Raw genomic sequence first — 18,674 nt, 5'->3', positions numbered from 1 at the left:
GAGGGAGTAGTGATGTTCATTGGTTTCATGAAATCGACCCGCAACCAGCGCGGTCAGGGGATGACAGAGTATCTCATCGTGGTGGCCCTTATCGCCATCTCCGCCATCGCCGTGTTCTCCAACTTTGGTCGCACCATGCGCAATCAGGTGGGTGGGATTGCCCATGAGCTGGTGGGAACGGATTCCACCAAATATGGCGTGAAATTCGCCAAGAAAGACGCCGGCTATGCCAACGACGCGGCGAGCAAGCAGAAGACCATGGGGGACTATTCCTCGACCAATATCCTCAGTAAGCAGAAGTGATTTTTGTCTTGCGTAAGCAAGGTCCTGTTGTACTCCCACATCGTTCTATGGAGGTTGTCATGAAGCAGAAGTTTATCGCTGTGCGCAAGTCCGTTCGGGAAGCCGGTCAGGGCATGACCGAATACCTTATCGTGGTGGCCCTCATCGCCATCTCCGCCATCGCCGTGTTTTCTTTCTTCGGCCAGACCATGCGCCATCAGGTGGCTGGTATCGCTTCGGAATTGGCGGGTGATGACTCCTCAACGAGCGTCAGCAACGCCAAGGGCACGGCGAGCAAGGCCAATAGCCAAGGTACCCTGCCCAAGAACATGGGCGATTACAGTTCTGCGAAGGTTCTGAACACCAAGTGATCGAAGCAGGCGTGTAGAGACGCAGAAACGTGGCGACCGTTCGTGCGGTCGCCCTTTTGGAAGAGGAAGCACTGCCTGAGCTTTCTGCTCCAAAAAGGCGGCGATAAGAGGCTCGCGAGGGATGACGATGAGCAAGCTTAAACCGCGGTTTTTCGGGAAGAAGACCGCATCAAGGGAACACGGTCAGGGCATGACCGAATACCTCATCGTGGTGGCCCTCATCGCCATCGCGGCCATCGCGGTATTTTCCCGCTTTGGTCAGACCATGCGCTACCAGGTGGCAGGGATCGCCGGCGAATTGGTAGGCAAGGCCCCACCGGACGCCGGCAAAAGCGACAGCGCCCAGGGCAAGGCGCGCAAGGCTGCGGAGGCGGCCAACATCCAGAAGAGTATGGGCAACTACGGGGCGACGGCCGACCTCGGTAAGGCCGGAAAGAATTGAGTTGGTCAAGCGGATGGCAGGATTGGATGGACGGAGGAGAACCGATATGGCATGGATGCGATTGCTGAGGAAGAGGTTCCGATCTCGGGGCGAAAGGCGGCCGGTCGCGGCGGACGAGTCCGGTCAGGCGGCCTTGGTAGCGGTCTTGCTCATCCCCGCCGCCATCGCCGGTGTGCTCCTCGTCTTCAACACCGGCCAGCTCACGGCCAACAAACTCAAGGTCCAGAACGCCGCCGACGCCGCCGCCTTCTCTGCCATGGAACTCCAGGCCCGGCAGATGAACCTCGACGCCTACCTCAACCGCGCCATGCTCGTGAACGAGATTGCCATCGGTCAGGCTGTGAGCATTGTCTCTTGGTCCCGCTACCTCGAACACGTCGCGGACAACATCAAATATCCATTTGCTGCTTACAAAGGTGCGGCGCGACTCCTTGACATCGTTCTTCCTGGAGCGGGGAGCGCGTTGGTACGACTCTTGGATTTTTACCAGAAAGCGATCGAGGACACCGCAAAATTAACCGCCGAGGCAGGAAACCGTTATGGTAGCTTTTACGTTGGCGCGGGAAATACCTACGACGCCATTTATGCCGGCGCGTCCCAAATCCTCAACGCCACTTTTAACGTGTCCACTCCCGGTGGACCTGTGGCCAAAACGGTGGAGCAGATAGTACGGCTGAATGCCGGAGACAGGGCGCGAGCGCTGAACTACACCCCGGCAGGGCTAGTCGCATTGAATGCGCCTTATTGGAACGCGCGACGCAACTACGTGACGACCTGGGGTGGTAGCGCCGACGGCGGCCGAAATGACCCCGGCGGGCGCGCACGAATGGCCAGTATGATCAACGAGGGCCGCGGCGAATTTACCAGAAATCGTAGTCACCATGTAGGTCCTCCCTTGTCTTTCCCTCCCATCCTTGGTTTTAGAGCGGGTACCGACAAGCAGGGCGGCAGTCAGTTTGCCAAGGACGAAAACGGCAACTACGTCTGGTCTGGCGCCGATACCATTAAAACGCAGATCCAAATGCGCAAGTTTATCCTCTTCGGTGGATGGAAAACTTTGTACGGAGAAAGTTGGGGCTGGGGTGGTACCTGGTCCTTCCCCGGTCGGGGGTCTTTCGATTATTACCAGTCTGCGGACCGCGCTTGGTCGTATCCGTATATGGAGGGTGCCCAGAGTGCAGACAATAAGACCATGCTTCAACGTGATGGTCAGGTATACAACGACGCCTGGCGTCAGGACTCGCGCGGCATGAATCGTGTGGTGGCCGACTATAGCGATCGCTTGGTCGGGGATTATATGCCGAGTTTTGGAGTTGGCCGGGGTGCTCATAAAGGGATAGCGACATATCGCGATCTCAAGTGGGAGACGACGGATTCCCAGGGCAAACGGGTCACCCGAGAAAAGGTGGATCTCACGGACACCGCCCCGCGCTTCGTGGTGGTAGTCGACCTGCCACGCGGCGCGGTGCGCGATTCTGTCACGGCGCTAGGGATTAGCAGCGATCCAGACGCCGGCAACGCCCGCCTCGGCTGGCTCAACATGCACCTGGAGACCAAGGGTGCCGGCCAGAACGAGGGCGTTCGCGCCGCCGCCGCCGCCCAGGTCTACTTCCGTCGCCCAGCGGAACTCTGGCCGCGCAGCGACGGCTTGGACGAGCGCGCCAACCTCTTCAGTCCGTTCTGGTCGGCGCGGCTGGTCGATCTCACGCAGCAAGAGCGTGCTGCCATTGCCGCTTTGAATCTGGCCGAGTGAGAGAGACTAAGAGGACAGAGAAGCATGCGGCGTAAAGCGTTCCTGGTGCGGGGGTTCCTGTTAGCGTCGCTCGCCGCCGGCGCGTCGGCTCCGGCATGGGCGTCGCCTTATCAGGAAGAAATTGCCAAAATGAAGGCGGAAACGGACGCGATCATCGCGTCTTTGCAGAGTATTCCCACAGCGGCACCGGAGAGTGCCATCCGTGTGAAGAGCAAAGGTGTCGGCGATCCCTACCCAGCCGCCGATCGCCTCGTCCGCGAGAATGGAAGCCGTTACCTGGATGAAAGACCCGAGGCGATGCAGGGATGGGATCACTCGGGCGCTTTTTTCGTGGGGTCTGCGGACCCCAAGTTCGACAAACTCGTCGCGCTCTGGGAAAACGACGCCCGTGATTGCAGGCCTTTTGCGGCCCATCTCCCAGGCGTGGAAATCAGTTCAGACCTACACGACTTTGTGGTTCCCCTGAGGGAATTGCAGGCCTATCTTGCCTTACAAGGCATTTTGTTCGCGCCCTTCGGGATGAGAGACTGGGAAACGGTTCGTTTTTCCGCGTATTTGGAAGCGGATTTCTACAAGACAAATCCAGTGCGTCGGGAACATGTGAAAAGTAAACTCCAAACCTTTTATCGAATCATTCCGTTTGTGACCACGGGAACGCCCGAGCAAGTGACCAAGGCTATCGTCAAGTTGGCGGAACAGCGTGGTTACGAGGATGTGACCCCGCGCAAAGCAAAAGGATGGGTGGCGGGTTATCATGCTTCGCTTTTGAAACAAAGAGTCACTCCAAATGTCCATAATGGCGCGTTGTTAAGCATTAATGAGTACGATGACACCCTCCCGATAAAAAGCATTCATTGCTTGGTGACTGACGATTTTGGTCGTTCCTGGCTGGACAAGCGTAATCCAAAGACCGGCGAACCATACGCCCAGCGCGACCTTTCATTTGGGTACGTCGTGCAAACTTCGGCGATCCCGCTGGGTAAGGGAACGGAGTTCTTTACCAACGCCTATATCGACGAGCGTCTGGCTCGTGAAAGGAAGATGACTCCAGAGCAGGTGATGGCGGAACGCGAGGCGTTAGCAGAGAGAACTTTCCGCGAAGCGGCAAAGAAGGCGCCCAACTTTCAGCGCTTTTGGGCGGAAGTTCGTGACCAATATAAGAAAGTGGAAAAAGTCGCGGCACAGGCCGAGATAGTCCAACCTGATCTCATTCGTCGGGAGCTTCCTAAGGCGGGTGTGCCCATGGACTTTGTCAATGGGCTAGCCGACTACGCTCGGGAAACTTATCGCGCGGTGCAACGCGCTTCCCACGCTGGAGCGGAGTACGTGGAAAAGCTGCTGCAGTCGATCTGGCAATGAGCGCGCGCGAAGGGGAAGCGCGGGCAAGGAGTCAGCTGGAGATGGGAGCTGGGCGGGTCGATGGGGCAAAAGAGTTCGGGGAGTGGAGGCGCTCGTCGTGCCTTAGTGGGGAGAGTTTCCTTGGAGCTCGCGTTCGAGGCCGTTCCGGGCGCGGGGAGCATGGGGAGGTTTCGGGCTGTGGGTAAAGGATTGGGCAGGAGGGGGCGATGTCTTCTTTAGGGCTGGTAAAGCGTTTGTCGTGGCGCTGTGCGTCGCGGCCCGGGCCGCTTCTTGGCGGAGAAAAGGGTCAGGCGCTCACGGAAACCGTGGTCGTTGCGGGGTTTGTTCTCGTACCGCTGCTGATTCTTGGGGTTTACGTGGGTAAGTGGGCCTATCTTCAGGATCGTACCATCGAGGCCGCCCGCTACGCGGCGTGGGAGCGGGTAGTCTGGCGGACGGAGCCACCAAAGAATCGGGAATGGATAGCGTTGAAGTCCGACGCCGATCTAGCCAATGAAATTCGTGTCCGCTACTTCGGTGGCACCCGCGAGCGCATAACGGCCGTAGCGGGCAGCGCCAATGGCGCGGACGCCGCAAAGGGCTCAAGCCGCGATCCGCTTTTGCGCAAGCACGACGGAGATCCTCTCTTGGTAGAGCGGGAACAGAACGTCACCGTGGCGACTCGTCAAGAGGCTTTTGACGGAGGATGGACCAACGGAGTGATGAACACCTTGAATAGGGTTACCGGTAATCCCATGGAGATGACTGGGCCGACGGTGGCCACCGTTAGCGCCACAGCGGCGGGGCTACCGCAGAGGCTTTTCGCACAGGTAGGACTGGGTAATCCGCTGACTTTTCGTGCCCAGGCGGCGGTGTTGACCGATGCCTGGACGGCCAACGGTAGTCGGGAGGAGGAGAAGCTTCTTCGGGACGGGTTCATGAAACGCCTGGAGACGGTGTCCCACGGAAAGATCCCCTTCACCGTGCTGTCCCGATTCCTGTACGTCCTTGGTGTGCCGCTTGGATATTTGTTTCGCGAAGCGCAGTATCATTATTCCGATCCGGACGCCAACCGTTTAAAAATAGATACAGAGCTTCAGTTTGGCGATCGCTTGCAGCCGGCGCCAAAGATACCCAATTACACGGGTCCGTGAGCCATGCGGCGTAGGCGATACGTATTTCTGGCCAGCCTGATGGGCGCGATCTTCCTTTGGTCCGGTGCCTTGCGTGCGGAGGAATTGCCGCTGTGGCCCCTTCCGGAAGGTTTTCGTACGGCAAGCATCGGTGATGATCTGCGCCTCAACGGCGTACCGGTGCGCGTGGCCCTCTTCAGCGGCATCGCCAGCGAGCGGGATTTTCGCCGGGATATGGAGCGCGAGTGCCGACAGCGACGGGGCGTCTTCCAGGCGCTCCCGGACGGTTTCCGGCGGCTGTGGTCCTGCGTGCGGGAGCCTTATTCTCAGACCTTGCGCTGGCAGTCCAAAAGCGGACGCATCGAGGGTGAGCTCTCCACGATGCGCCTCGATGCCAGCGTCAAAGAAAGCCCACTGCCTATCGCTTTGCCCCAGGACGCCCAGGTGATCTCGGACCTCGAAAGCCGCGATGGCTCCACCCGAGGTCGGGTGATCCTGGTGGAGAGCCGCTTGAGTGTTCCGCAACTGCGCGCGGAGCTGCTTCGCAACGCGGCAAGCCAAGGTTGGAAACCTGTCGGGGATCTGAGCGAGCAGCGCGAACGCCTGAGTCTGCGCAAGCCCGGGGCCTCGCTGGATCTCGCCTTCCCCAGCGATCACTCGAGGGGCACAAAGGTCGTCTTGGTGTGGCAGAACCGTTGATTACTGAGGAGTTCTCATGTTGAAAAAGTCTATCCCTGTGAATTGCACCAGCAGCCAGAGCGGACAGTCCATAGTCGAATATCTCGTCGTGCTGCTGGCCATCATCGTTGCGCTTCTCGCCCCTTTACCATCGCTCGTCCCCGGCAAACTTCCCGGCGATGCCTCGGTGCTGACCCAGCTTTCCGTGGCCTTGCGCGGTGCTTATGCCGATTATTCCTGGGCCGCCTCACAGCCCGTTGTCGACTGATAAGAAAAAGGAATCCGAGTGTCTACCCAACTACCTAACGATTTTGATGGCGTCAATGTGCAGAAAAAGCCCGCGCGAGCCCTGGGCGGCTGGTTGATCCTCCTGGTGGCCGTGTTGGCCGGGCTTGGCGCTGCTTATCTGGCAGTACATACCTTGCGCTCGCGCGAGGAAGCCGCCCTGGAGAACATTCGCGCCAGCCAGAAGCAAGCCACCATCCGTGTCGTGGTTCCCACCCGCGATGTCCCGGCCGGTGCGATCCTCGATCTCAGTATGGTCGCGGCCCGTCCCATTCCTGCCGACACGGCGCCCAGCGATGTCATCACTCCGGAAAGCTTCGACAGTTTTGCCGGTCACCGGGTCAACGTTCCTTTGCAGGAGGGGCGGCCCATTCTGGCCTCCTATCTGAGCGGCCGCCGAACCTTGGCCGATCTCATCGCTCCGGACAAGCTTGCCATGACCTTTTCCGTGGACAACCTCAGTAGTCTCGATGGCATGCTGCAACCGGGCGATCACGTCGATGTTCTGTGGTTTTACACCGGGGAGGGCGAGAACGGGCGTGGCGATGGCCGCATGTCTGGCCGCGCGCTACCCGCCTCCTGGCCTAATGCCGGTGGTTCCTATGGCGGCATGGAGGGCGCGCCGGAGGGACTGGAGTTTGCCGGTGCGCAGACGGGTGGACCGCTCTTATTCCGGGCGGGTGGGAACACAAGCGAGAGCCAGCTTCCCAAAGAAACCGTGCGCTATCTGGAGCGCGACCTCAAGGTCATCGCCACCGGGAATCGCACCGTCGGGGACGATTCCGCCGCCAACTTGAGTAGCGATCCCGCAGAAGCAGGGCGGCCCGCACAGTTCGGCACGGTGACTGTCGAGTTGACACCGGAGCAGATTCAGAAATTGGCGATGGCCAAACGCCTGGGTTCGCTGCAACTCGTATTACGCAGCCACGATTCCAAGGTAGTGGCTCCGGCAAAGGTGTACAGCGTCCGAGATATCCTGGGAATCCGGGGGCGTTCGGGAGGCAGCCTCTATGCAGCCGACGCCATAGAGTACATCGTCGGCGGAACCGGCACCAATGGCCAGCTCACTGCCCGCCTGGACGTCCGCAATCTGCGTCGCATTGCGGAAGCCACTGGACGAGGAGCCGGTCGTCCTGGCAGCGACTCATATGGGCTAAGGCAAGCTGCGGGCCCCAATCGTCCGATTCCCATCGACGAATTACTACCACCGGTCAACCCCAATGCTGGACGTTAAAAAAGGAAGTCTCATGCAACCCGTGAAAAAACTCGTAGCCCTCCTCCTGCTCCTCGGTTTCGGTGCCTCTGCCAGTGCAGCGGAGGATCCCAACATCGACCTCTACGCCGGTCAGGTCAAGGTGCTACCGACCAAGCCCGTGAAGCGGGTGGCTATCGGTAATGGCAAGGTGGTGAGCAGTACGGTGGTGGATGGTAAGGAGCTGCTTTTGCTGGGCGAGGCCGAAGGGGAAACCAGTCTGCGGCTATGGTTCAAAGATGGTAGCGAGGCAGCGTATCGGGTGATGGTGGCACCCAAGAATATCGGACGTGCCGCCGAGGAGATGCGGGAGCTCCTGGGCAAGGAGCACAAAGACGTGCAGATCCGTATCGTCGGCGACAAGATCGTGGTGGACGGCAAAAATATCCCGCCCGCCCTTATGTCGCGCATCTCAGCCTTAGGAGGGCTGTACCCCAACACCATCGTCCTGGCCACGGCCTCGCCCTTCCAGATGGAAAAGATGGTGTGGTTGGATGTGAACATACTGGAGATTCGTAAGAGCCTCCTGGAGAATTTTGGCGTAGACTGGACCAAGCAGATTGCCGGTCCCTTTGTGGGTTATGGCAGAGACTTTATTGGGCCAAGAAATGTGCCGACGATTCCGCTCGGTCAGGATCTCACGCAGCCGCCGGTGGCGGGATCCGGCATACGTCTGACGCCGCCCCCCCCGGGCCTGGATGGCGTAATAGATTTGGCCAATCTCGCGCGGCCCATCGGCGGCGCGCTGAACGTCGGCATCATCACCGGTATGCTTTCCAAGATCAATTTTGCCCTCAGTAATGGGGATGCCTACCAGATCGCCAATCCACAGCTGAGCGCCCGCAGCGGTGGAAAGACGAGTTTTTTGGCGGGCGGCCAGATTCCCATTCTGCAGGCCTTGTCCACCGGTGGCGCCGCGTTCCAAAACGTGACCTTCAAGGATTACGGCATCCAGTTGAACTTTGCTCCCCAAGTTGACGACAACAATAACATCACCATGAAGGTTTTGGCCGATGTGTCGGAAATCGATCCGGCGACCAGTGTGGTACTCAACGGGTTTTCGGTACCCGGATTCACCACTCGGCGCAGTGAGGCCGATATCAACGTCGGCGATGGACAGACCATGGTTATTTCCGGCTTGGTCAATCCTAAATCGGCAAAAAATGCCTCCAAGCTCCCCTGGCTGGGAGATATCCCGATCCTCGGTAATCTCTTCAAATCGACCGAATTTCGGTCCGGTAACACGGATCTCGTGATTCTGGTGACACCGCGTGTGGTGAGTGCGGCGTCGCTGGAGAACATTCGCCAGGTATCTCGTGCCGTGGAATTGAAAGAGGAGTACCGCAAAAGTCTGAGCAAGGACTCCGTGACCCGCGAGGCCGTGGATCGCACTTTGGGGTCCAAAACGCCTTATCCGGAAACCCAGGCTGTCCCAGCGCCGAAGCCCTCGCTTCCGTTGGTGGTCACCCAGCCCCCTAGTAATGGCGACACACAATGAGGAGTAGATCATGTTTCGAGTGATTGCCGAGCATGCCAAACATGGCCCGCTGCAGGTTCGACCGCACGAGGGCGTCTGTCTCATCGGACGATCGGCGGAGGCACACGTTCGTGTCGAGGGTTGGAACATCGGCAAGGAGCATGCGCGCATCTTGCGTCGTGCAGATGGTCCCTATGTCGAGGCCATAGGTCCCTTGGCATCCATCAGCGTCAACGGTGAGAAGGTGCGCTGGTACGGCCCCTTGAAAGCGGAGGACGTGATCGAGTTGGCCGGAGTTACCCTGCGCATACACCACGAGGCGGAGTCGACGGAGCCGGCACGGGAAACGGTGACCGCCCCTGTCGAAGCCATGGCGTCGGATGGAGTCGGTGCCTCTTCCGACTCGCCTGCCACGAGCAGGGCAACAACGACGATGGGAGAAACGCCGCCCCCGGCGGCGCGGACGCAGGAGATCGCGAAGACGCCGGTCGATCCCCAGTGGATGCGCTGGCGTCTCGCACTGGAAGAGCGGGTGCGGGCGCAGATGGATCTGCGCCGTATGGATCTGACGGCCCTCAGTCGAGAGGAGTTGCAGCGCGTGGTATCGCAGTTGGCCACAGACACGCTTCAGGGCATGCGGGTTCCGCCGGAACTGAATCGCGAGCGCCTCATCAAGGAGGTGGTCGATGAGGCGGTCGGTCTTGGACCATTGGAGGACCTCTTGGCCGACGAGACCATCACGGAAATCATGGTTAACCGCTACGACGAGGTATTCATAGAGCGGGGAGGGCGCCTGGAGCCGGCGCCGACGGTTTTCAGCAGCGAGCAGGCGGTGCGCAATATCATCGACCGTATCGTCGCGCCCATTGGCCGCCGTATCGATGAGAGTTCACCTTTGGTGGACGCGCGTTTACACGACGGCTCTCGCGTCAACGCCGTGATTCCACCCGTTGCGCTCAAGGGTGCCAACATCACCATCCGAAAGTTCAGCAAGAAACGTTTACAGATGGAGGATCTCATCCGCTTCGGTTCGGTGGAACCGCGCATGGCGCAGTTCCTTCAGGTGGCGGTGGAGCAACGCAAGAACATCATCATCTCCGGTGGTACGGGTTCGGGCAAGACCACTCTTTTGAACGTGCTCTCTAATTTCATTCCGCCCAATGAGCGCGTCGTGACCATCGAAGATGCCGCCGAACTGAAGCTGTATCAGCCCAACCTGGTATCCATGGAAGCGCGCCCCGCCAACGTGGAGGGGCGGGGGGCCATACCCATCCGAGAGCTGGTGCGTAATGCCTTGCGTATGCGGCCTGATCGGATCGTTGTCGGCGAATGTCGTGGCGGAGAAGCCTTGGACATGCTTCAGGCCATGAATACGGGCCACGACGGCTCCCTGACCACGGCACACGCCAATAGTCCTCGGGATATGCTCTCGCGTATGGAAGTGATGGTCATGATGGCCGGCATGGAGCTACCCCTGACCGCTATCCGCGAACAGATTGCTTCGGCCATCGACATCATCGTACAGATCACGCGTTTTTCCTGCGGCTCCCGCAAACTGACTGCCATTGTCGAGGTGACGGGCACCGAGAGCGGCGTGATTCAGCTACAGGAGCTGTTCAGCTTCAAACAACAGGGTTTTGGCCCCGACGGCAAGGTGCGTGGCACCTTCCGCGCTAGCGGCAGCATGCCGGAATTCTATGAGGAGATGCGCGCCCGCGGCCTGCCCGTCGACACCAGCATTTTCCTGGAAGCCGATCATGAACGCGCCTGAAATCGGTTTTGCGCTGCTCGTCTTCCTGGCGGTGAGCGTGTTGCTATACGTTGTAGTCGAGAGCTCCCGGCGTGTCTTGCAACGCCAACGCCAGAGCTTCTCGACGGAAACTCGCCGAAGTCTGGCCGACATGTTCATCTTTGCGGATCCGGCACTTCTCTGGCGGATCAATCTGGTGGCGGTGCTTTTGATCCCCTTGCTGGTTTTTTTTCTGGTGGACTCCCTGCCCGTCGTGGTGCTCTCTGCCGTTCTGGTGGGCCTCGCGCCGCGCTGGATCATCGCTTTCCTCAAGAAGCGCCGATACAACCAGTTACACAATCAGTTGCCCGATTCCCTCTTGATGATGGCATCGGCCCTACGTGGCGGTGCCAACCTGGGTCAGACTCTGGAGGGCCTGGCCAAGGACATGAGCCCGCCCATGAATCAGGAGTTGGCCCTGGTCGTGCGCGAGCAGCGCCTGGGGGTGCCCTTTGAGGACGCCATTAGCCACCTGGCAGAGCGTGTGGGTTCACAGGATTTCGATCTGGTGGTCTCGGCGCTGCGAATCAATCGGGAGGTGGGCGGCAACCTGGCCGATACCCTGCAGCGCCTGGGCGAGACGGTGCGTCGACGGCTGATGATGGAGCAGAAGATCCAGGCGCTGACCTCTCAGGGTAAATTGCAGGGTCTGGTCATGACCGCTCTGCCCGTACTTATCATCCTGGCGCTTCTGCGCATAGAGCCCGCCGCTACCGGGGCGCTATTCGATACCTACCGCGGCTGGGGTGTGCTGGCCATCGCCATCGTTCTTGAGTTGTTGGGATATTGGGGTATCCGGAAGATCGTGAGCATCGAGGTATGATATGAACGTTCCGCGCGCGTCATCCTTTGCAAGCAGAGGTAGGGGCTGGCTAATCTGGCTGATCGGGGGTCTCATCCTGCTCCTCGGCGGTATATTTTTTGGAGCGTGGATTCTGGATGCCCTGGCCCAGAGCGGCGGGCAGATCCCTTATATCCTGGTTGGTCTTTTGGTGGCGCTGGTCGTGGCCGGAATCGTCTACGGTCTCTCCACGCTATTGACGGTGGTGGAATCCCAGCCTCGCGAGTACTTTGATCCACTCCCCAAGGGCCTGCGGCGAATCTGGCCCGTGGTGCGTTTTATCGACTCTACCATCGTTGCTTTCATCCCAGAGTCTATAGTTTACCGCAGTGCTCCGCGCATTCAGAGGGCGGGGCTCAACTACATGATCACGCCGCGCGATTTTTTTGCACTGAAGATCCTGTCCTCTCTGTTTCCTTTGCTTTTTTCACTTTTTGTCTACATGGCCCTGCACGTATTTCGTTGGGAGCTCGTGCTCTTGGGCATGCTCTTGGCCAGTTTCTATCCCGATCTCTGGCTAGTGGAGCAGTCCAAGAAAAGGAAGAAGCGCATCTTGAAAGATTTGCCGGTGTACCTGGATTTCATTACGCTGATGGTGGAGGGTGGCCTGAATCTGACGGGCGCCATTCAGATCGCCGTGGACAAGGGACCGGAGGGTCCCCTACGCAACGAGTTTCGGATGATCTTACGGGATCTTCGCTCTGGTATGCCCCGAATCGAGGTATTCCGCCGATTTGGCGATCGCGTCGCGATGCAGGAGCTGCGTAGCCTGGTTACTGCCATCATTCAATCGGAGGAACGGGGCGGCAGTCTTGGCCCTGTGTTGAAGGCCCAAGCGGAACAGCGCCGCGAGGAGCGTTTTCTGCGTGCGGAAAAAGCGGCGCTCGAAGCCCCGGTGAAGCTGCTGGCGCCACTGATCATGTTTATCTTTCCCATCGTATTCATCGTGTTGACCTTTGTTATCTATATGAAATACGTACAGGAGGTGGCATCGTGAGTCGGCCGGGTGGCATCTGGCGTGGTGGGGAATGTCTATGGCCCCAGGCGCGCAAGGCCGACGACTTTTTGGCGCGCGCGTGGGGGCTGCTGGGCAAGCGGGGTCTGGAAGAAGAGCAGGCCCTGTGGCTGAGTCCATGTTCGTCGATCCACATGTGGGGAATGCGGATTCCACTGGACCTCATCTGGTTGGACGCACAGGACAGGGTCGTCGCTGTACAGACGGATATCCGACCCTGGCGCTGGGCCTTTCCCGGACGTCGTAGCGGCGCGTGCGCAGTGATCGAGGCAGCGAGTCACAGTATAGTCCGTCTGAAGATTCAGCCGGGCCAAGCGCTCACCTGGCAGGATGCCCATGCCACGGAGGCGGGAGACTCCGCTGCAGAAAACCGAAACCCGAACCTCGGCTATCACACCGAGGATCGGGTTGCGATCCGGATGATCCGGATACGGAGTGGGTGAGGATTCAGTGCATGGAGCGCAGCGCCGCTTCCGTGCGCTTGGCAAAGTTTGGATCGGTTTGGGCCTTGCGCAGAAGGGTCTCATAATCGACGGGTGACAAATGGTGCCGATGCAATATCGTCACGATCTCCTGGTCGTAGCTCGTCAGCTTGGCCTTGCGGGCGTTTTCCGAGAGCGATTTGTCGGTCAGCACCTTATGAGCCTTCTGGTCGATGGGCTGTATATCCTTGATGGCGGCTGCAAAATCGTGCAGCTTCCGGTGACTCACGTGGGGGCCGGTGCTCGGCGTGTTCATGGGCATCCCGCTCTGCGCTCCCCCGGGGTTAGTCCCCTGCATGGTTGCGCCGGTTGACCCGTTCCCCATGGCGGAGGGCCCCTGTCCCATGTTGTTTCCCATCGCTCCGTTGGCGGTCCCCTGATTCGGACCCATCATCCCGCCGGAACTCGATTCAGCGCCATTACCGGTCATGGCAGGTGCCGTGCTGGCGAAGGCAAGACTACTGCCGGCGCTGAAAAGAATGAGCCCGATCAGTGTGTCGCGTAGAGAGGGTAGCATCAAAGACATCTCCTTGGGTTGAATATCCGCGTTGCATAAGAATGCTGTGACATAAAGCATAATGAAATATGCTCTTTTCACCCTAACAAACCTGTTTCGCCGATGTCAAATGCTTCGGTAATCGTAAGCAGTTAACGAAGAGCAATGTGTCGCATAAATACCGAATTATATAATCTGCATAAGTAGAATATAAGAAATATAAGGGTGTTCCAATCGTCCACGCGATTAAGTCGAAAAAAATCCTATGGAAAATAATTAGGCTCCTTAATCAGGATCTTGGGATTTTCCGATGGAGTTTTATCGCCAGGAGAGGACGCTCGGAAAGAGGGATGAATCCAAGCGTTCCAAATGTTGTTTCGTGACCACATAGCCCCAGGTCAAGCGGATGGAGTCCTGCCGCGTGCTCACAAAAAAGCCGCAGCACAATGGCTGCGGCTCGGGGGCGAGGCTTGGGCGCAACCGTGCCGCCCGTGACTATCTTGCGATCAGGCCTTGGGGATGTAGATGTTGCACCAGCCATCGGGACTGATAGCCCCGGCCACGGCTTTGCAGGCGCCCGGTCCTTTGGGGTTGGAGCCGGGAATGTAGAGGCGGCAATTGCTGCACATCTCTTTGCCTTTGGGATGATCCTGATAGTCCACCGCCGTCTTGGCCATCTTGCTGGCAGCATCCGCATTGCCGACGAAGACAAGCGGTGCTGCCGCGCCAGCGGCCACCATCAGCGCCGTGCTGCGAAGCCAGTGCCGACGGGAAATTTTCTGCTGCTTATGCTCGGAATCCTGCTGTGCCATGAATATTGACCTCCACATGAGCCATTGGTCTACTACCATTTTGAGTATAGACCTCCGGAGTGGTGCTGTACCACCCCGGCCGGTTCCGGGTGTTGCGTCAGTGGGTACCGGCTTGCCGGCGTGGATGCCGAGGGTGCTCGGGTGCGCGCCCTCGACCGTGTGGCGGAACCGGCTTGGCGGCGCGGTCCGGACCCGGTCCTTTCACCTCGAATCCCGGCACCTGCTCCGTTTCGAAACGGCGACGTAGCAGCCGTTCGACGGCCTGCAGCTGGCCCCGTTCCTCGCTGCTGACCAGGGAAATGGCCTCGCCATCCTCTCCAGCACGCCCCGTACGGCCGATACGATGTACGTAATCCTCGGCGACCTGCGGCAGCTCGAAGTTGACCACACGTGGCAGCCTCTGAATATCGATGCCGCGCGCGGCAATGTCCGTGGCGACCAGCGCTCGTAGGCTACCGGCCTTGAATTCCGCCAGCGCGCGCGTGCGTGCGCCCTGGCTTTTGTTACCGTGAATCGCCATGGCTTGGAGTCCGTCCCGCTCCATTTGCCGCGCCAGTCGGTCGGCACCGTGCTTGGTGCGGGTGAAGATCAGCACCTGGTGCCACTGGTGTGCATCCATCAGATGCAGCAGCAGATCGCGTTTGCGCTCCTGGTCGACGCGAATGACTCGCTGGACGATGCTGTCCACAGTAGCGTTGGCAGGTGTGACTTCGACGGTGACGGGCTGGTGCAGCAGGCTCTCGGCCAATTGCCGGATTTCCGGCGAGAAGGTGGCGGAGAAGAGCAGGTTCTGCCGCTTTGGCGGCAGCATGCCGATGATTCTGCGAATATCGCGGATGAAGCCCATATCGAGCATGCGATCGGCCTCATCCAGAACCAGGGTCTCCACCCGATCCAGACGCAGGCTGCGCTGCTGCAAGTGATCCAGCAGACGTCCAGGCGTTGCCACGATGATGTCCGCACCGTTGCGCAAGTGTTGCATCTGCGGACCAATCTTGACGCCGCCGATGAGCATCAGGGAGCGCAGAGGCATGGATCCTCGATAGAGGCGGATATTGTCTTCCACCTGCGCTGCCAATTCTCGGGTCGGTACGAGAATCAAAGCGCGCACGGGGCGCGGGCCCGATGACACGGGGGTCTCGGACAGGCGATGGAGAATGGGCAGGGCGAAGGCTGCGGTCTTGCCGGTGCCTGTCTGGGCCGCGGCGAGAAGGTCGTGACCTTGCAGGATTTCGGGAATGGCGCGCGCCTGTATGGGCGTGGCTTCCTGGTAACCGCGCGCAGCGGCAGTGGCACAGAGGGCCGGATCGAGGCCCAGTTCGGTGAAAAGTGTCAAGGGAATCTCCGTGGTAGGATCGGCCGCGCCTTGCCGGCGCCAGTCCACGGCAGATCTCAGGCTGAGGATAAAGTACTCCGCGTAGACTGAGTCGCGGCGCTTGCATCATAACAGATGGATAGCCCTAGTCCTAATAGTAACGTCCGGCCTGCGCGGACAGAGAGTTTGTGGCTCCCTGGAGTCCCAATGGGTTGGTACGCGCGCCGAGTCGCGCTCCCCGTTCGCTACGGTCCGATCCTTCCCCGACGCTGGCGTGAGCGCTTTGACGACAGCGGCAGGATTCGTTGGATAGCCCAGCGCCCTTCGCATTTGCCCGTCTGTGAGGAAGGCAGATGCCAGCGCAGATCCGGGAGGGTCGGGGCTCCGGGCCCGGCGGCGCGGGGTGCGTCTCCGCTGGTGACGTGTGTGGGCGCTTGGCTTGACGCACAAGCGATCAGTGGCGCGCCCAGCAGGAATCGAACCTGCAACCTACGGCTTAGAAGGCCAAAAAAATGCCATCTTTGCCTTTTTCGCATCAACAGGTTAGACATGAAAATATATATAAATCAGAAAGTTGTATAGATTCTCGTGCTTCACCATTCTCTAATGTTCCCTGTCGTTCCCGTTTCAAGTATGGCGCCAGGGTGGCGCCAAGATCAATGGGTTACGGATCGCACCCTTGACCGTAACTCCCGGATATAGTGGGCGGACTGAGCGGTGACGACAGATCGCCCACGGCCGGACAGAGGACCTTTGCCGGAGAGCCCGGCTTTTCGCGCCTCCGCAAGCAGACCAAGCGCGAGCGCTTCTTGGCGGAGATGGATGTGGTGGTTCCCTGGGGCAGACTTATGGCCTTGATCGAGCCGCACTATCCCCAGGGTGGCAGTGGCCGCAAGCCCATGCCTTTGGAGCGGATGCTGCGGATCCACTTTCTTCAGCAGTGGTTCGGCTATTCCGATCCGGGGATGGAGGAGGCCCTCTATGAGATTCCCCTGCTGCGCCAATTCGTGGACATCGACCTGGGTCGGGACTTCGTGCCCGATGAGACGACGATTTTGAAGTTCCGTCGCCTGTTGGAGCGCCATAAGCTGGCCCAAGCCCTCTTCGCCGAGGTGCAGTCGGTGTTGCGGGAGAAAGGGCTTTTGCTGCAGGAAGGCAAGACCGTGGACGCTACCCTCATCCATGCCCCGAGTTCCACCAAGAATCGGGATCGCCAGCGGGATCCGGAGATGCGTTCTACGAAGAAAGGGAACCAGTGGTACTTTGGCAGGAAAACGCATGTGGCAACCGACCTTCAGGGTATCGTACAGGCCGTGGATCTCACCGCCATTCAGCCGAGATACTATGTTCGACCGGGAGATGGAGCGACGGTTGTTTTGCGAGTGCTGCCGGGTGGTAAGAAAGCGATGCTGGGCAATTTGAATGGGTATCAAGGCATGGGTTGCAAACCCAAGCCCATAACGCTAGAAATGGCGAAAAATTCTGGAACGGCCGGAGGCTACTCAAAAATTGGTGACCTGAAACGGGTTGGAAGAAACCAATACACCCTTACCGTCAACTTTCCTTAATGATGATTACCTCTCTGCATCAGCAAGGTTATTGTCACGCCGCAAGGGTTGAAACTTGGGGAAGATCACCCATTAGGAAACTGCATCTATTACCATGGAGCATCGTGGGGATACGGACTCGATATGAGGAATACCCTAAAACCCTAAAAGGTGAACTGAACATACCCGTCTTGCTCCATCATGCTTTATTTCAGGAAGCGAAACGGTTAATCCACGCCAATATGTCCTGTGCGAACTCCAGAACTGGGCGGACGAAGCCCGTGCCTGCAACGAGCTGGTCCCAGCCGCATCGGTTACGCCGGCATACAGATCCCGTTTGACATATGAGGAGGACTTTATGTGGTATGTCACGATCTCTAAAGAAGACAACCAACCCAATCAGTGCGAATGGAAAGATCTGAAAATTGACGACAAACCTATCAAGTTCTTTCAAGCGCCCATCCTAGATAAGTTTAAGGGTTACATGTGCAAGAGTGAAGGGTCAGAGTTATGGAAGCTTACTTTTTTTAATCATAAAAGCTATTCGGAAAAATTATTCGTGCGATTTTCTGATACACAGCCAAGGAGCGATCCAAATTATTTATTCAAGGCGTTTTGGGATAAAGTTTCTGATGGTGAACCAAATAACGATCAATTGGAAACGGCGTCCCAATGGTTGCGTGGATCAAAGTCTATCTGCATCGAAAATTATGTGGCAAAGCATGGGAGTTTCCTTTTTGTCGACGGTCGCGGCATAGCTGTGTTTTCCACAAAATGTTTTGGCAATTTCTCGGAAAATTGTCCAGTGTTTTTTCAGCGATATATCCTGCTCCTTTGCCTTTGTGCTGCTTATAAGCTGCGTATAGAAAAGCTTATAAACGAGCTTGCCAATGCACCGGATGACTGTACTACTCTCAACCAGATGATCAAGGAATCCTACGAGTTTTCTGCCCGATACTACTTTAGGCACCCGGTGCGCATGGAAAATACAGAGTTACCTTTTGTATGGGATGAGATTCGCGATCGCATGCGGCTGCAGGAATATCTCGACGAATTCCTCTCTCAGGCGAGTGCCCTGCGTCACGTGGTGTTGGAAGCGGAACAGGAACATCAGCGCCTGCGTCAAGAAAAACTGTCCAATCTGATGACGGTGGCCTTGATCCTTCTTGCGCTTTTGACCTTTTTGGAAGCGCTACCCCTTTTTGGATCCCATCCATGAATCTCAGACCCTAGCGCGAAATCGCCGTCTCCCACGCAGACGTGCTCAATGGAGGTAAGCGCTGGGGTATGGTCAAGCCTGGTGTATGAGCTTTTGCTAACATGACTCAGGCGGCGTCCTGTTGAGGGTCCCGCCGGGTTTCGTTGG

At 58.3% G+C, this 18,674-nt stretch carries 18 protein-coding genes and 1 pseudogene; 16 read left to right on the top strand and 3 right to left on the bottom strand.

Features of this window, described 5'->3' with window-relative positions:
- The first annotated feature begins 12 nt into the window (after positions 1-12).
- The 14 genes from Q0C23_RS08055 to Q0C23_RS07990 all read left to right on the top strand — a co-directional run bounded on the left by Q0C23_RS08055 (position 13) and on the right by Q0C23_RS07990 (position 13,099).
- Complete coding sequence (locus Q0C23_RS08055; protein ID WP_291511880.1) at positions 13-303, top strand: pilus assembly protein; 291 nt, start codon at positions 13-15, stop codon at positions 301-303.
- A gap of 59 nt (positions 304-362) precedes the next feature.
- Positions 363-653, top strand: coding sequence for a pilus assembly protein (locus Q0C23_RS08050; RefSeq protein WP_291511854.1), 291 nt, complete (start codon positions 363-365; stop codon positions 651-653).
- Between the two features lie 190 nt (positions 654-843).
- Entirely contained in the window at positions 844-1,095 is a 252-nt protein-coding gene (locus Q0C23_RS08045) for a hypothetical protein (protein WP_291511853.1), read from the top strand.
- 133 nt (positions 1,096-1,228) lie between these two features.
- Entirely contained in the window at positions 1,229-2,848 is a 1,620-nt protein-coding gene (locus tag Q0C23_RS08040) for a pilus assembly protein TadG-related protein (protein ID WP_291511852.1), read from the top strand.
- A 24-nt stretch (positions 2,849-2,872) separates the two neighbouring features.
- Complete coding sequence (locus Q0C23_RS08035; RefSeq protein ID WP_291511851.1) at positions 2,873-4,207, top strand: hypothetical protein; 1,335 nt, start codon at positions 2,873-2,875, stop codon at positions 4,205-4,207.
- Positions 4,208-4,413: 206 nt separating this feature from the next.
- Positions 4,414-5,340, top strand: a complete 927-nt coding sequence (locus tag Q0C23_RS08030; RefSeq protein ID WP_291511850.1) for a hypothetical protein — start codon at positions 4,414-4,416, stop codon at positions 5,338-5,340.
- 3 nt (positions 5,341-5,343) lie between these two features.
- Positions 5,344-6,018 carry a hypothetical protein gene (locus Q0C23_RS08025; RefSeq protein WP_291511849.1) on the top strand — a complete coding sequence of 225 codons (675 nt, stop codon included), beginning with the start codon at positions 5,344-5,346 and terminating at the stop codon, positions 6,016-6,018.
- 16 nt (positions 6,019-6,034) lie between these two features.
- Entirely contained in the window at positions 6,035-6,265 is a 231-nt protein-coding gene (locus Q0C23_RS08020) for a hypothetical protein (RefSeq protein WP_291511848.1), read from the top strand.
- Positions 6,266-6,283: 18 nt separating this feature from the next.
- On the top strand, positions 6,284-7,516 hold the full coding sequence (gene cpaB / locus Q0C23_RS08015) for a Flp pilus assembly protein CpaB (protein WP_291511847.1): 1,233 nt from the start codon (positions 6,284-6,286) through the stop codon (positions 7,514-7,516).
- Between the two features lie 13 nt (positions 7,517-7,529).
- The gene (locus tag Q0C23_RS08010) at positions 7,530-9,032 is read left to right on the top strand and encodes a pilus assembly protein N-terminal domain-containing protein (protein WP_291511846.1); all 1,503 of its coding nucleotides are present in this window, start codon (positions 7,530-7,532) and stop codon (positions 9,030-9,032) included.
- 10 nt (positions 9,033-9,042) lie between these two features.
- Complete coding sequence (locus tag Q0C23_RS08005) at positions 9,043-10,782, top strand: ATPase, T2SS/T4P/T4SS family (RefSeq protein ID WP_291511845.1); 1,740 nt, start codon at positions 9,043-9,045, stop codon at positions 10,780-10,782.
- The gene (locus tag Q0C23_RS08000; RefSeq protein WP_291511844.1) at positions 10,769-11,623 is read left to right on the top strand and encodes a type II secretion system F family protein; all 855 of its coding nucleotides are present in this window, start codon (positions 10,769-10,771) and stop codon (positions 11,621-11,623) included. The genes Q0C23_RS08005 and Q0C23_RS08000 overlap by 14 nt, the downstream gene beginning before the upstream one ends.
- Position 11,624: 1 nt before the next feature.
- Entirely contained in the window at positions 11,625-12,638 is a 1,014-nt protein-coding gene (locus Q0C23_RS07995) for a type II secretion system F family protein (RefSeq protein WP_291511843.1), read from the top strand.
- Positions 12,635-13,099: a DUF192 domain-containing protein gene (locus Q0C23_RS07990; protein ID WP_291511842.1), complete on the top strand. Its 465-nt coding sequence runs from the start codon at positions 12,635-12,637 to the stop codon at positions 13,097-13,099. Before Q0C23_RS07995 ends, Q0C23_RS07990 begins: the two co-directional genes overlap by 4 nt.
- A 4-nt stretch (positions 13,100-13,103) precedes the next feature.
- Here the strand turns inward: Q0C23_RS07990 and Q0C23_RS07985 are convergent, their stop codons facing one another.
- From Q0C23_RS07985 to Q0C23_RS07975, 3 genes are all read right to left on the bottom strand, one after another.
- Positions 13,104-13,715 carry a DUF4168 domain-containing protein gene (locus Q0C23_RS07985; RefSeq protein WP_291511841.1) on the bottom strand — a complete coding sequence of 204 codons (612 nt, stop codon included), beginning with the start codon at positions 13,713-13,715 and terminating at the stop codon, positions 13,104-13,106.
- A 425-nt stretch (positions 13,716-14,140) separates the two neighbouring features.
- Positions 14,141-14,446 carry a high-potential iron-sulfur protein gene (locus Q0C23_RS07980; protein ID WP_291511840.1) on the bottom strand — a complete coding sequence of 102 codons (306 nt, stop codon included), beginning with the start codon at positions 14,444-14,446 and terminating at the stop codon, positions 14,141-14,143.
- A gap of 97 nt (positions 14,447-14,543) precedes the next feature.
- Positions 14,544-15,830 carry a DEAD/DEAH box helicase gene (locus tag Q0C23_RS07975; RefSeq protein WP_291511839.1) on the bottom strand — a complete coding sequence of 429 codons (1,287 nt, stop codon included), beginning with the start codon at positions 15,828-15,830 and terminating at the stop codon, positions 14,544-14,546.
- Positions 15,831-16,579: 749 nt separating this feature from the next.
- On the opposite strand from Q0C23_RS07975, the pseudogene Q0C23_RS07970 reads away from it, so the two are divergent.
- A pseudogene (locus tag Q0C23_RS07970) lies at positions 16,580-17,089 on the top strand (IS5 family transposase); the annotation flags it as partial.
- Positions 17,090-17,666: 577 nt separating this feature from the next.
- Entirely contained in the window at positions 17,667-18,527 is an 861-nt protein-coding gene (locus Q0C23_RS07965) for a hypothetical protein (RefSeq protein WP_291511838.1), read from the top strand.
- Positions 18,528-18,674 lie beyond the last annotated feature (147 nt).

The organism is Acidithiobacillus sp., from assembly GCF_023256195.1.
Lineage (GTDB): Bacteria > Pseudomonadota > Gammaproteobacteria > Acidithiobacillales > Acidithiobacillaceae > Acidithiobacillus_A.
The sequence above is the reverse complement of the archived record's forward strand: the minus strand, read 5'-3'. Positions and strand labels throughout refer to the sequence as shown.

What these genes read in the sequence shown, in the direction of transcription:
- Q0C23_RS08055 (WP_291511880.1), top strand. Translation starts at nt 13, where the DNA reads ATGTTCATTGGTTTCATGAAATCGACCCGCAACCAGCGCGGTCAGGGG.
- Q0C23_RS08050 (WP_291511854.1), top strand. Translation starts at nt 363, where the DNA reads ATGAAGCAGAAGTTTATCGCTGTGCGCAAGTCCGTTCGGGAAGCCGGT.
- Q0C23_RS08045 (WP_291511853.1), top strand. Translation starts at nt 844, where the DNA reads ATGACCGAATACCTCATCGTGGTGGCCCTCATCGCCATCGCGGCCATC.
- Q0C23_RS08035 (WP_291511851.1), top strand. Translation starts at nt 2,873, where the DNA reads ATGCGGCGTAAAGCGTTCCTGGTGCGGGGGTTCCTGTTAGCGTCGCTC.
- Q0C23_RS08030 (WP_291511850.1), top strand. Translation starts at nt 4,414, where the DNA reads ATGTCTTCTTTAGGGCTGGTAAAGCGTTTGTCGTGGCGCTGTGCGTCG.
- Q0C23_RS08025 (WP_291511849.1), top strand. Translation starts at nt 5,344, where the DNA reads ATGCGGCGTAGGCGATACGTATTTCTGGCCAGCCTGATGGGCGCGATC.
- Q0C23_RS08020 (WP_291511848.1), top strand. Translation starts at nt 6,035, where the DNA reads ATGTTGAAAAAGTCTATCCCTGTGAATTGCACCAGCAGCCAGAGCGGA.
- Q0C23_RS08010 (WP_291511846.1), top strand. Translation starts at nt 7,530, where the DNA reads ATGCAACCCGTGAAAAAACTCGTAGCCCTCCTCCTGCTCCTCGGTTTC.
- Q0C23_RS08005 (WP_291511845.1), top strand. Translation starts at nt 9,043, where the DNA reads ATGTTTCGAGTGATTGCCGAGCATGCCAAACATGGCCCGCTGCAGGTT.
- Q0C23_RS08000 (WP_291511844.1), top strand. Translation starts at nt 10,769, where the DNA reads ATGAACGCGCCTGAAATCGGTTTTGCGCTGCTCGTCTTCCTGGCGGTG.
- Q0C23_RS07995 (WP_291511843.1), top strand. Translation starts at nt 11,625, where the DNA reads ATGAACGTTCCGCGCGCGTCATCCTTTGCAAGCAGAGGTAGGGGCTGG.
- Q0C23_RS07985 (WP_291511841.1), bottom strand. Translation starts at nt 13,715, where the DNA reads ATGCTTTATGTCACAGCATTCTTATGCAACGCGGATATTCAACCCAAG.
- Q0C23_RS07980 (WP_291511840.1), bottom strand. Translation starts at nt 14,446, where the DNA reads ATGGCACAGCAGGATTCCGAGCATAAGCAGCAGAAAATTTCCCGTCGG.
- Q0C23_RS07965 (WP_291511838.1), top strand. Translation starts at nt 17,667, where the DNA reads ATGTGGTATGTCACGATCTCTAAAGAAGACAACCAACCCAATCAGTGC.